We start from the raw sequence: 12,405 nt of genomic DNA, 5'->3' as shown, positions 1-12,405 counted from the left end.
CTTTAGCAAAATTCATCCTGCATGGACAAGCGTATTTTCAGAATTTCATTGACGGCGGCCTTAGCGGGCTTTTTATTTGGATTTGACACAGTGGTCATCTCAGGCGCCAATCAACCCATTAAAGAAATTTGGGACACCAACTGGTTTTTGGGCGATTCCATTTTTACGTTTCATGGTATCTTTATCATGTCCATGGCCCTTTGGGGAACCGTTCTCGGTTCACTGTTTGGAGGTATTCCCACGGACCGTTTGGGCAGAAAAAAGACCTTGTTTTGGATAGGTGTACTTTACTTTGCCTCGGCAATGGGTTCCGCCTTTGCTCCCGAAGCGTATAGCTTTTCATTTTTCAGGTTTATCGGCGGGGTCGGTGTGGGGGCTTCATCGGTAGCGGCCCCGGTATACATTTCTGAAATTTCCACGGCCCGGACACGAGGAAGACTGACGGCCATGTACCAGTTCAATATCGTTTTTGGAATTCTATTGGCTTTTATTTCCAACTACCTCATCGGGATACTATTTGACGAAAGCATAGCTTGGCGGTGGATGTTGGGTATTGAGGGACTTCCGGCCCTGATCTATACCTTTATGGTATTTAAGATACCGAACAGTCCTAGATGGCTCTTGATGAAGGATAGAGCGGATGCCGTGGTCATGGAGTCCATCACGCTATTGGGCATTGCCAAGGACAAAGCCGCTGTTCATCTGGAGCAAATCAAAATCGCCATAGTGGAAACAAAGGAGAAGAAAAGTGAAAGCCTGTTCTCTGGAAGGTATAACAAACCCCTGTTATTGGCATTTTTGATCGCATTTTTCAATCAGCTATCGGGCATTAACTTTGTCCTGTACTATGCCCCTGAAATTTTGGAGCGGGCAGGATTGGCCTCTGGCGAATCGCTCTTCAGTTCCATCTCCATCGGGGTCATCAACTTGATCTTCACCTTTGTGGGCATATCCCTGATTGACAAATTGGGCAGAAAGCAACTCATGTACATTGGTTCCATTGGCTATATTGTGAGTTTGGCCATGGTGGGTTGGTGTTTCTATTCGAGTGCCAGTTCCGTACTGTTGCTTACCTTTATTTTGATATTTATAGCCTCCCATGCCGTTGGTCAAGGGGCAGTGATATGGGTTTTCATCTCTGAAATATTCCCGAACAACGTTCGCTCTTACGGACAGTCTTGGGGCACGGGGACACATTGGGTATTTGCCGCTTTGATCACCCTGCTCACCCCTACTTTTTTAGATGCTGAAATCGGTATCTTCAAGGACAATCCTTGGCCTATTTTTATCTTTTTTGCCGTTATGATGGTATTGCAATTGCTCTGGGTAATGTTCATGATGCCGGAAACCAAGGGAATCACTTTGGAAGAGCTTGGAAAACTGCTCAGTGGAAAGCGCGACAAATCAAAATGAGGGTTTACAGCACATGCTGAAAAAACATCAGTTAATCGATTAGTGGCCATTACCTTAGGGGAAATACGCTAATAATTTCTTAAATTGATGGAAATTACACTATTATGGCAGATGAAATTAGCATTGGAAACAAACTCATGGTCGGTTTTTTGCGAATCATGGTTTTTGTATTGATCGTGATTTTGATCGCAATCCCCGTTTTGATTGTTTTGGACTTTTTGGGCGTATTGGAAGCCATCGGACTTTCTAATTAAATATCACGTCCTGTTCCCCCATTGATTTGGTCACCAGCTTGATATAGGAGTCAATGGTCCTATTGACGTTTTCAGGTTCCGTGACATCCACTTCCCCCCGCCAAATCAATTCAATTTCCTTTCCGATACATATACAATAGAGGGAAGTCTCTGAATGGTATATGTTGAAGGTATCGTAATATTCGGGATTATAGTAGATTTCTTGATGCTCCAAGTAATCCGTACTGAACCGAACAAGCATTTGATCCACTTGATTGATGTGCTCCCTGAACGTTCTACGGTTCTCGGTACCCACGACCTTGGTAAACAAAATGGCATCAAACCCTTTGTCCAACAATTGTTGTTCGACTTCTTCAAGTTCTTCTTCAGACCTTTCCGATGAGGTAAATTCCACATCAAATAGATCTATGCTGCGCATGGCATCCACACCCTGTTCTTTCAAAGCGTCCACAAAACTGGTCTCGAACTCCATTCTGGCATTGTCATCCCGCACCATACCCACTACAAGTACTTGGTATGCATCAAAAAGTACGATATCCGGATTCTTCCAGGTACCAACCAATCTGGTTGAAGAGCATCCCATAAGGAGCAGTAAACTTATGCCTATCAATTTGAGTTTCATTACCTCGGTTTTAAAGATTCATGCGCAGCAAGGATCTTGTTTCTATTTATGGGCAAATGTCGCTTGCCTTTTTTCAAGTTGTCTTCTCAAATCCTCGATGGTTTTGGACATGGATTTTTCAAAATCATCGGTATCGGACTTGGCAAATATCCTTGGACCCGGGGCACTCAGTTCAATTTCGCAAATCTTGCCTTCCCCGGTCTTATCGTTCTCTGTTTTGAAAAGCACATTGGCCTTGATCAACCAGTTGTATTTATTTTCCAAACCTTCCAGTTTTTTCATTAACAATTCGGTTAATGATTCACTGGTCATCATCTTTTGATATTGAACTTGTACTTCCATGATTATTGTTTTGATTATATTCAAATCTATGACTAGTAAAGATAAGATTTAATGACAATTGTCAGTTTGATTCCCTATTCCTATCCTAGAAAAAAGGGCTGACCTGTACTCTGAAGCACAGAGAACCAAAACTCGCCTTCCAGATCGATTTTCTTGCGTTTTTTGGTCACTTCAGAAATAGGTATGTACACATACCTGTTGTTGACCCTACTGGCCACAAATTTGGTCTTGCCGGCCATAGCTCCGTGCACCGCGTGATATGCCAGTCCACTGCAATACACACTATCGCTCGAATTGGCAGGTGCACAACGTACAATATAGCTTGGGTCGATATATTTGATGGTCACAGGGCTCCTTCCTTTGAAGTATTCCGATATTTTTTCCTTTAGGAAAACCCCAATGTCCTCGTGCTGTACATTCCCTGATGCATCAGTCACAATCTGCCTGTCTTTGAACAGTTGTTGACCTGCTCCTTCGGCCACCACGATCACGGCGTGTTTTTTCTGTTTCAGCCGTTTTTCCAGGGTTTTCAAAAAACCATCTTCACCATCAAGGGCAAAATCCATTTCGGGGATCAATACAAAGTTGACCACGGGCATGGCCAAAGCGGCCGATGCGGCGATAAAACCGCTGTCCCTTCCCATCAATTTGATAATGGAAATACCATTGTAGGCACCAGTAGCCTCGTTATGGGCATCACGTAAAATGGGACTTGCTACATCAAAAGCTGTTTCGAACCCAAAGGATTCATCAATCAAGTCAATATCGTTGTCTATGGTCTTTGGAATCCCAACAACGCTGATTTTCGCTCCTCTTTTGGAAATTTCCTCTCCTATGGCATTTACGCCTTTCAAGGTTCCATCCCCCCCAATGGCAAAAAGCATGTCCACTTTGTTATCTTCAAGGGTATCCACCATGACAGACACATCCTGTCCACCTCGGGAAGAGCCCAAAAATGTCCCTCCGAATTGATGGATATCCTTGACCTTATCTGGAGTCAATTCCACTAACTCATGCCCCTTCTCTGGGTTTAAACCTTCATAGCCATAAGGTATTCCGATGATTTTTTTGACCCCATAGAAATAATGCAGAGCCATGACCAGCCCCCTAATTACATTGTTGATTCCAGGACAAAGTCCACCACAGGTAACTATGGCTGCAGTGGCATTCCCACAATCAAAAAATATATCCTGTCTGGGGCCTGCCTTTTCCATGCAAATAGGTGTCACCCCATCAGTCAAACATTGATTGTAATGGTCCATGGAAAGATCGAACAACAGTCGGTCCGATTCACTCACAAAGTTGAAAATACGGTCTCCCTTTACGGTACTAAGTTCAAGGGGCGACTTATATTCAGACGCCCCTAAACTTTCTATATCAAATCTATTTATATCACTCACTTTTATTTGTTCTTAAAAATGTTCTGTCAAGCTGTGGTGCGAATCAATGAGGGGTCCGCCGTTCATGATCTCATCCGATGCCTGACTTGCAAATTTATCAAAGTTGATGTGGAACGAGTGCGCCAATTGAATGGCCTTGCTCACATACGCTCCTTTTTGCAACCAAGTGTTCATGGGATCCAAGATCTCAGTTGGAACACCCGGGCAATATTTCGGCATGTATAGACCAAAAATCGGGTGTGTATCAAAGTCCACATCGTCCAATTTACCTTCCAGAATGGCAGAAATCATGGCTCTGGTATATTTAAGCTTGATTCTGGACCCCACGCCGTAAGGTCCTCCACTCCATCCAGTGTTCACCAACCAGACATTGACTCCGGAGGTTTTCATTTTTTCGCTCAGCATTTCTGCATAAACCGCTGGGTGCAATGGCATAAAGGGTTCCCCGAAACATGCGGAGAACGATGGAACGGGCTCTGTAATACCAGCTTCTGTCCCAGCCACTTTAGCCGTATAACCAGAAATAAAATGGTAAGCCGCCTGACCAGGAGTCAGTTTGGATACCGGAGGCAATACCCCAAAGGCATCACAAGTTAAGAAAAAGATATTTTTGGGATTGGATGCATAGGAAGGTTCTTGAATGTTATCAATATGGAAAATAGGATAGCTTACCCTTGTGTTCTGGGTAATGGTGCTGTCAAAATAGTCCACCTCTTTGGTTCCTTCTTTGAACATGATGTTCTCCAATAATGCACCAGGTCTAATGGCCCTAAAAATATCTGGCTCCTTTTCCTCGGTAAGATCGATTACCTTGGCGTAACATCCGCCTTCAAAATTGAAGATGGTGTCCTCCTTGGTCCAGCCATGCTCATCGTCCCCGATAAGTTTGCGGTCGGGGTCGGCGGACAATGTGGTTTTCCCTGTACCGGACAATCCAAAGAAAATTGCGGTATCCCCGGCCTCACCAACGTTGGCGGAGCAGTGCATGGGAAGCACTTCTTTTTCCGTGGGAAGGATCAGGTTCAGTGCACTGAAAATACCTTTTTTCATCTCTCCGGTATATGCGGAACCGGCTACCAGTGCAATTTTTTTAGTAAAATTGAGGATGGAGAAATTACCGCTCAAAATTCCATATTCCGATGGATTCTGCGCTTCATACCCTGGAGCGCACAATACCAGCCATTCTTCTTCAAAGTTTTCAAGCTCGCTCTCATCCAATCGTAAGAACATGTTTTTGATGAAGTAATTGGACCATGGATATTCCGTGATGGTTCTTACATTCATTCTATATTTTGGGTCCGCGCACACATAGGCATCCCTTACAAAAACTTCTTTGCCATCGAGATAATCGGTTACCTCATCATACAATTTATCGAAATTTTCAGGAGAAACAGGCTTGTTGATCCTACCCCACCAAACCTTGTCCTTGGTGTAATCGTCCTTTACCAAAAATCGGTCTTTGGGCGATCTACCGGTAAACTTGCCCGTGTTCACGCAGAGGGTACCGTTTTCGGTTTCTACCCCCATACCTTTTTCAACGGTCAGTTTTTGTAACGTTTCGGCATCAAGATTCCATTGTGCTTGGACATTTTTCAATCCATACTTACTTAGGTCTTTGGTTGTGCTCATATTTTTTTGTTTTAATGGTTAGAAGCTCCATATCCATGGAACCAATACTAATGTTGCTATAAAGAAAAGTAGCAGCAGAGGCCCACCTACTTTTACATAATCAATGAATTTATATCCACCTGCGCCCATTACCATGGCATTTGTCGTGGTTCCCACAGGGGTCAAGAATGCGGTGGAAGCACTTACGGCAACGGCGATCATAAAAGGCTTGGGTGAAACTCCCAAGGTCATGGATGCCATTATTGCTATCGGTGCCATTAATACCGCTGTTGCGGAATTGTTTATGGTTTGACTAAAGGCAGCTGTCAACAAGAAAACACCTGCCAACAAGGCCACGGGATGTATGCTTCCCAAGGTATCCACCAAGCTGTTGGCCGCCAATTGTGCCACGCCTGTTTTTTGCAAGGCCAATCCCATGGGAATCATGGCCGCGATCATGACCACACTTGTCCAACTGATACCTTTGTAAGCTTTGCTTATGGGCACACAGCCGGTCAACATCATGATTCCTGCACAAACCAATGCAGCAATGGCTCCTGGCAATATTTTGAAAACCAAAAGAAGGATCATCAAAACCAAGGTCCCCAGAGCGATATAACTCCTCGTGGTGAGCTGATCCACATTTTTGGACAAGGCCTCGGGGCTGCCTGAAATCACAAGATTTTCGTACATGGATTTCAATGCGATGATATTTTCCCACTGGCCACGGATGACAAACGCATCACCTGCCTTGATCTTTATTTTACCTGTCAGTGGAGCATTGTCCCGCGATACGGCCAATAATTGTACTCCAGCCTGGCGAAGGTAATGTCCCAAGTTAATGGTCTTGCCCACAAATACCGACTTTGGGGTAATGATCATCTCCGCCATGCCCACCTCTTGATTGATCAGCTCTTTTTTGAGCATATCTTTTTCAGGTTTCAGTGGAATTACCCCCAAATGGAATTTCAGCACCAATTTATCCACATCCTCAGGTTCCCCCTTCACGGTTATGATATCGTGATAGCGCATCTCCGTATCCAAACTGGGCATTTCCACAAATTGTGGAATTCTATGTAGCTTGTTGGGGTGTCTGCGTTTAAGACGCATGACGGATACCTTGTGCTCGCTCTCAAAATTCCAATCCCCTATCTTGGTATTGATCAGTTGTGACATGGAACGGATACGCAATCGGTAAAGGTTATCTCCGATACTGTAATTCTCTATCCATTTGTGCATTTCCTGATCAATGGCCATAGGCTTATTGTTGGTCCTGTGGCTTGGAAGCAACCTATAACCTACATATCTAAAATAGAGTACGGAAATAATCAGTAGCGGAAGTCCTATCAAACCAAATTCAAAGAACGAAAAACCAGTAAAACCATTCTCCACCAACGCATTGCTGACAATAATATTAGGTGGTGTACCCGTCAAAGTCAACAGTCCACCTGTATTGGACCCAAAGGCTACGGGAATCAACAATTTTGATGGCAAGGTACCTGCGTTCCATGCAGCGGTTACCGTTACTGGAAGCAATGCCGCTACCGTACCTGTATTGCTCACAAATCCTGACAACAAACTGGATCCCAAAGTAACAATGACCAATAAACGTGATATGTTCCTTCGAGCCCATTTCACAAAGAATTGACCTGCCATTGCGGTCCAACCCGTCCTGGAGAGCCCTTCGCCGATAATGAAAAGAGCGGCAATCATGATCACTGTTGGGTTACTGAAACCCGCCAAGGTCTCGCTCAAGTCCAAAATCCCAGTAAGAAAGAGCGATAACATCGCCATAAGGGCTACGACATCGGGAGGGAATTTTCCCCAAACAAACAATAAAATCGTAATACCTAAAATAATAAGCAGTGGCAGCATGCTTTAAGAGGTCAAAAGGTTAGTCCAGAGCCAATACCGGTATCTCGGAGTGCAGAGTCAACAGTTTTGTCAATCTGCCTTCTGAAGGAGTACTTTTTTCGGTATGGTTACGGGGCAATATGGTTAACAGGTCTATGCTCTTTTCTTTGATGTAATCCAGGATGCCTTGCTCCACATCTTCATTTTTACTGAAGGTATGGTCGGCATAAAAATGCTCCAAATAGTATTCCAACAGATTCTCGTTGGATTCCTTAATGGCTTGTTCATCATACACCGAATCCTTATAAATGGTCAGCACATGGACACGGGCATCAAAAGTTCTGGCTACGTCCAATAGGGTTCCCAAAACCTCTTTGTCGTCAATCTTTTCGCCACCCATTACCAAGGCAATGTTCTTGGGATTTTTTGTGCTTGTTCCATAAGGAATGGATATTACGGGGCAATTGGCCTCCAACACCAATTGTGAGGTGTTCGTAATGGCCTCATCGGTAACTTTATCGCCCATGGTTCCCATCATGATCAAATCGGCCTTGCTTTTTTCCTGTGCGGCAAGTATGGTACTGATCACTTCCCCGGTTTCTGTCTTGAATTCGGGAGCAACCTTCAATCTCACACCAAAGGAATCCATTAGTTTGGAGAAATCCTTCCCTAACTTTTCATTATCAGAGTCACTGATGGGCATCTTACTTACATAAAGACCCAAAATACCAATGGATTTATCTGTGCCCACGAAATTGACCACATACTCCAAAGCATTGACTGATGCTTCGGAAAAATCGAAAGGAATTAATATTTTATTTAAACTGCTCATACCTATAATATTTATTGATTTCAATTCTCATTTCAAAAGTAGAATCGACCCATGACCTAAAACATGACAGAAATCAGGGTTTTCAACTTTTCTCCTTGATATTACCAAAAAATCAGCCACCATAAAAGTCTGAACGGTTATTTTATTGCTGCCATAATGGTTATATTTAAAAACCCTAAAACAACGCGACTTTAAATATGGATTTAGTAATAGGAATTGACATAGGAGGAACCAAAACCAAGATCGGTTTGGTGGATGAACATGGCGAATGCTACGAAAAAACCTTTTTCAGGACCAAGGAATATCCCAACCTGGATAATTATCTGGATAAAATAAAATCCACTGTTGATGAGCTTTTGGAAAATTTTGGAGAGGGAGCCAACGTAATCGGATGTGGTATTGGCGCCCCAAATGCCTCCAGTAAAAACGGCACCATTGAAAGCGCCAGTAATTTGGCATGGAAAGGGAGTGTTCCCTTGGTAAAATTGCTCAAACAACGATTGGACATGCCCATAAGAATAATGAACGATGCCAGTGCTGCGGCATTGGGTGAAATGCTCTTTGGTGGGGCAAAGGACATGACCGATTTTATCGTAATAACCTTGGGAACCGGTTTTGGCGCAGGAATCGTGGCCAATGGCCAACTTATAGATGGATATGATGGCTTTGCGGGAGAGCTCGGCCATGTGGACATGACCATTGGTGATGGCCGGTTGACAGGACTCGGTGTAAAGGGCGGTTTGGAAGCCTATGTTTCCGCCACTGGGTTAAAGCGAACCGTAATGTACATGCAAAGCAAATATCTTGTTGATAGTAGGTTTAGGGATATTGCCTATAACGACCTCCATGGTGAGGACATTACCCAAGCGGCCGAAGAAGGAGACGAAATTGCACTGAAAGCCTTCGACTACACGGCCCGTATAATGGCTCAAGCCTTGGCCAATTTTACCGCATTTACCCAACCCGAAGCATTTATTTTAATGGGTGGGCTTACCAATAGCGGTAAATGGATCATGACACCTTTGGAAAAATACTTCAACGGTTTTCTATTGGATGTGTACAAGGGCAAGGTAAAACTACTACATTCCAGTATGGAGGGAAAAACAGCCGCCATTTGTGGGGCTGCCGCCCTTATTTGGGAGACCAAAAAGAAAAAATAGCCCAAAACAGCATATTTTTCATCAAAAAAACGTCATCTATGACAACTGTCATACTATGCCATTGATTTTAATGGAAACCTTTGTACTCCAACAATCAAAAACCATAGATTATGGAGTTTACAAAGTATTGTTCAGGACTGCTTTGTTCCATAGTACTCACTGCCCTTTTAGCCCAACCCCTTCATGCCCAAAATTCAGAGGAAAATGACTATGGGTCTTGGTTGGTGCTTTGTGGTACCGCAAAAATACATGAAGACTGGAGTATCCCCGCCGTAGGAATCATTCGCCATCACCACATGCTGGACAAATATGGTTTTTTCTTTTTCAGGACGGGGGCCTCGTACAACATAAGCAAAGCTTCCACTTTTACAGGAGGGTTTGCCCTGCTCAACTCCAACTCTTATCTGGAGCCTAATGATGTGGTCAACACCAATCAACTTTGGCTATATGGGGAGTACTCCTTAAAATCCAAGTTCAACGACAACTCTTTGGCACATCGGGTTCGTTTTGAAAACAGACGGCTCATCCATACAGAAGACCCCAAAGTGAACAACAGGATCAGATACCGACTCCAATATGTCCGGCCTATATATAAGGACATCTATTTTAAGGCCTTTGATGAACTCTTCCTTAATTTGGAAGGCAAGGCATATAGTCAAAATAGAATCTTCGTGGGTGTTGGCCGTCAAATCACACCAAACTTTAAAGCGGATATCGGATATTTCAACCGAATGTTCAAAAATTACAGGGAAGACATGGTCAGATTGAGTTTATCCTTCACTATTGACCTTACCAAAAACGACTTGGCGCTTCAAACCAACAAATAGCTAAGCCTCTCAAAACAAGGATATTCCGTTCTTCTCAAAAACCTGATTATTATCATATTTTCTGATATGGAAGAGGACTACCTTTAACATAGTTAAATAGTAGAAGTCATGAAACCAAAAAAGAACCCAAACGCAGAAATTGGACGCAACAGCAGTCTTTATTTCATGATAGGATTAACTTCCGTTTTGTTCATTACATGGCAATCCTTTGAAGTTAAGTTCTATGAGGAGGACACCAAAGTTTCAGAAGTTGTACAAGTAACGGATGAGCTTAAGGAAGATGTACCCATTACAGAAATGATCAGAACCACTCCACCCCCACCCCCACCATCCGCACCTAATGTGATAGAGATTGTGGAAGATGTGGAAGATGTGAAAGAGACCATCATTGAAAGTACCGAGAGTAGCCAAGAGACCTTTATCGAAGATGCCGTGGTACGTATCGAGGATGTGGATGTGGAAGAAGTGGAAGAGGATATTGTAGTGCCCTTTGCCATAATCGAATATGTACCTGTTTTCCCAGGATGTGAAAGTTTAGAGACCCAAGCAGAACGCAAAGCTTGCTTTAACGAAAAAGTACAAGAGCACATTAAAGCCAATTTCAATTATCCCGCATCTGCCTTGGAAATGGGAATTACCGGACGAGTTTATGTTCAATTTGTGATTGATTCAAACGGTCGCGTTACAGGAATACAAAAAAGAGGTCCTGACAAACTTTTGGAAAAAGAAGCTGAACGAATCATCGCTTCCTTGCCCAAAGTAAAACCCGGCCAGCAACGTGGTAAAGCCGTAAGTGTGAAATACAGCATACCGATAAACTTTATCATGCAGAACTAAAAACACTGAACATAACCAAAAAAAGGTCCAAGTAAATTCAACTTGGACCTTTTTTATTGATTGAACCAAAGGGCATTGGTATACTCATTGGATTTTGATGCCCGCTCCCTGTTCTTGGCCATTAAATGGGTTTTATCAGATCTTCTGGCACGATACCCCAACAAGTGAAGAAAGGATTTGGCAAAAAAGCGAGCAATCCGTTGATCTACGACCAAGATGTCTTTTTTACCATCGGCCCATTCCACACCAGGTAATTTTACGAGAATATGGTCGACCTTGAACCTTCTCAATTCTTTGGACAACCATAACCAAATTTTAGGTATAGGCCTGATAAAGTAGAACCCCTCATTACCTTGCTTTTGGTACAAAGGCATAAATATTTGCCGTCTCTTGGTCGTTTTCAATTCCACTCCATCCACAAGGGCTAAACTTACCCCCTTTGGTACTTTTTGAAAATTGGAAAAGCCCGGAAACATTTCAAAATCATTTTCAGGACCTATATCATGCTGATGATAGATTTCATAGAACCTATGTGAGTCATTCGACGTATTGGAAATTTTCTCCCTAAGCAATTCCTTTTCCTTTTCAGTAACATCCAGGGATTGTGTCAAGGCCAAAGAATACCGTATAAAATCAACACTGTTCCTTATGGCCTTTTCATCATCATGCTGGCCACTTTCAAAACCAAGTGAAACATATCCAAGCTCGTTGATATAGCTCAACAATGCCCCCTTCAGGTACTCCTCTATCCCTAAAATTATGGGCAATGGATAGTTGGAACCGTATTTGCGGTTCAGTAGACTATCATTCAAGATCATAAAGGGTGTGGTATCGCTTGATGTGGTATGTAGGTCCAAAAAATAAAAAGGGGGATTGCTGTTTTCAAGGATATCCTGTATCAAAAGGTAAAGCTGACTCAGTTCATTTTCCTCTTCATGATGGATTTTCTGCTTTTCAATAATGTCCTCAATACGGTCGGGGAACCAAATCCTGTTCAAATCCTCCTGCTGAAAACGTTGATGGGTTTCCAAAGCTCCCAAATTCCCCGAAATGGCATAAATCTCGCCTTTTATATTCAGTTTTTTGGACCTTATTTCATCAAACACCTGTCTTAGGGCGAACACCCCTGCCGGTTCATTACCATGAATACCTCCAAAGAACACCATTGTTGGTCCTTCTTCAGTTCCGACGATATGGTCTATGACTCTATCGATCTTTACGGTTTCTTCCAATGCAATACTATGAACTAGGGACAT

12 protein-coding genes are annotated in these 12,405 nt (G+C 43.1%); 5 read left to right on the top strand and 7 right to left on the bottom strand.

Features of this window, described 5'->3' with window-relative positions; genetic code table 11:
* Nucleotides 1–21 precede the first annotated feature (21 nt).
* Together EO132_RS02665 and EO132_RS19145 are read left to right on the top strand one after the other, a co-directional pair.
* Entirely contained in the window at nt 22–1,413 is a 1,392-nt protein-coding gene (locus EO132_RS02665; protein ID WP_127136469.1) for a sugar porter family MFS transporter, read from the top strand.
* 104 nt (nt 1,414–1,517) lie between these two features.
* On the top strand, nt 1,518–1,667 hold the full coding sequence (locus EO132_RS19145) for a hypothetical protein (RefSeq protein WP_164732264.1): 150 nt from the start codon (nt 1,518–1,520) through the stop codon (nt 1,665–1,667).
* On the opposite strand, the gene EO132_RS02660 is transcribed toward EO132_RS19145, so the two are convergent.
* The 6 genes from EO132_RS02660 to EO132_RS02635 form a co-directional block, all read right to left on the bottom strand.
* The gene (locus EO132_RS02660; RefSeq protein ID WP_127136468.1) at nt 1,660–2,289 is read right to left on the bottom strand and encodes a hypothetical protein; all 630 of its coding nucleotides are present in this window, start codon (nt 2,287–2,289) and stop codon (nt 1,660–1,662) included. The two genes, EO132_RS19145 and EO132_RS02660, sit on opposite strands and share 8 nt — an antisense overlap.
* Nucleotides 2,290–2,331: 42 nt before the next feature.
* Nucleotides 2,332–2,631: an HPF/RaiA family ribosome-associated protein gene (locus EO132_RS02655; protein ID WP_127136467.1), complete on the bottom strand. Its 300-nt coding sequence runs from the start codon at nt 2,629–2,631 to the stop codon at nt 2,332–2,334.
* Nucleotides 2,632–2,711: 80 nt separating this feature from the next.
* A complete protein-coding gene (locus tag EO132_RS02650) occupies nt 2,712–4,031 on the bottom strand; it encodes an ATP-dependent 6-phosphofructokinase (protein ID WP_127136466.1) in 1,320 nt (439 codons plus the stop codon).
* A 12-nt stretch (nt 4,032–4,043) separates the two neighbouring features.
* Nucleotides 4,044–5,660 carry a phosphoenolpyruvate carboxykinase (ATP) gene (pckA, locus tag EO132_RS02645; RefSeq protein ID WP_127136465.1) on the bottom strand — a complete coding sequence of 539 codons (1,617 nt, stop codon included), beginning with the start codon at nt 5,658–5,660 and terminating at the stop codon, nt 4,044–4,046.
* Nucleotides 5,661–5,678: 18 nt separating this feature from the next.
* Nucleotides 5,679–7,514, bottom strand: coding sequence for an SLC13 family permease (locus EO132_RS02640; RefSeq protein WP_127136464.1), 1,836 nt, complete (start codon nt 7,512–7,514; stop codon nt 5,679–5,681).
* 19 nt (nt 7,515–7,533) lie between these two features.
* Complete coding sequence (locus EO132_RS02635; protein WP_127136463.1) at nt 7,534–8,325, bottom strand: universal stress protein; 792 nt, start codon at nt 8,323–8,325, stop codon at nt 7,534–7,536.
* A 197-nt stretch (nt 8,326–8,522) separates the two neighbouring features.
* Between EO132_RS02635 and EO132_RS02630 the strand changes: the two genes are divergently transcribed.
* From EO132_RS02630 to EO132_RS02620, 3 genes are all read left to right on the top strand, one after another.
* Nucleotides 8,523–9,485: an ROK family protein gene (locus tag EO132_RS02630; RefSeq protein ID WP_127136462.1), complete on the top strand. Its 963-nt coding sequence runs from the start codon at nt 8,523–8,525 to the stop codon at nt 9,483–9,485.
* 110 nt (nt 9,486–9,595) lie between these two features.
* Nucleotides 9,596–10,312, top strand: coding sequence for a DUF2490 domain-containing protein (locus tag EO132_RS02625; protein ID WP_127136461.1), 717 nt, complete (start codon nt 9,596–9,598; stop codon nt 10,310–10,312).
* 108 nt (nt 10,313–10,420) lie between these two features.
* Complete coding sequence (locus EO132_RS02620; RefSeq protein WP_127136460.1) at nt 10,421–11,149, top strand: energy transducer TonB; 729 nt, start codon at nt 10,421–10,423, stop codon at nt 11,147–11,149.
* A 53-nt stretch (nt 11,150–11,202) separates the two neighbouring features.
* Here EO132_RS02620 and EO132_RS02615 read toward each other — a convergent pair whose 3' ends face one another.
* Nucleotides 11,203–12,405: a succinylglutamate desuccinylase/aspartoacylase family protein gene (locus EO132_RS02615; RefSeq protein ID WP_127136459.1), complete on the bottom strand. Its 1,203-nt coding sequence runs from the start codon at nt 12,403–12,405 to the stop codon at nt 11,203–11,205.

The sequence above is a fragment of the Flagellimonas oceanensis genome (genome assembly GCF_003992595.1).
GTDB lineage: Bacteria > Bacteroidota > Bacteroidia > Flavobacteriales > Flavobacteriaceae > Flagellimonas > Flagellimonas oceanensis.
This window is presented reverse-complemented; position numbering and strand designations above follow the sequence as displayed.

What these genes read in the sequence shown, in the direction of transcription:
- EO132_RS02665 (WP_127136469.1), top strand. Translation starts at nt 22, where the DNA reads ATGGACAAGCGTATTTTCAGAATTTCATTGACGGCGGCCTTAGCGGGC.
- EO132_RS19145 (WP_164732264.1), top strand. Translation starts at nt 1,518, where the DNA reads ATGGCAGATGAAATTAGCATTGGAAACAAACTCATGGTCGGTTTTTTG.
- EO132_RS02660 (WP_127136468.1), bottom strand. Translation starts at nt 2,289, where the DNA reads ATGAAACTCAAATTGATAGGCATAAGTTTACTGCTCCTTATGGGATGC.
- EO132_RS02655 (WP_127136467.1), bottom strand. Translation starts at nt 2,631, where the DNA reads ATGGAAGTACAAGTTCAATATCAAAAGATGATGACCAGTGAATCATTA.
- pckA (WP_127136465.1), bottom strand. Translation starts at nt 5,660, where the DNA reads ATGAGCACAACCAAAGACCTAAGTAAGTATGGATTGAAAAATGTCCAA.
- EO132_RS02640 (WP_127136464.1), bottom strand. Translation starts at nt 7,514, where the DNA reads ATGCTGCCACTGCTTATTATTTTAGGTATTACGATTTTATTGTTTGTT.
- EO132_RS02635 (WP_127136463.1), bottom strand. Translation starts at nt 8,325, where the DNA reads ATGAGCAGTTTAAATAAAATATTAATTCCTTTCGATTTTTCCGAAGCA.
- EO132_RS02630 (WP_127136462.1), top strand. Translation starts at nt 8,523, where the DNA reads ATGGATTTAGTAATAGGAATTGACATAGGAGGAACCAAAACCAAGATC.
- EO132_RS02625 (WP_127136461.1), top strand. Translation starts at nt 9,596, where the DNA reads ATGGAGTTTACAAAGTATTGTTCAGGACTGCTTTGTTCCATAGTACTC.
- EO132_RS02620 (WP_127136460.1), top strand. Translation starts at nt 10,421, where the DNA reads ATGAAACCAAAAAAGAACCCAAACGCAGAAATTGGACGCAACAGCAGT.
- EO132_RS02615 (WP_127136459.1), bottom strand. Translation starts at nt 12,405, where the DNA reads ATGTCCCTAGTTCATAGTATTGCATTGGAAGAAACCGTAAAGATCGAT.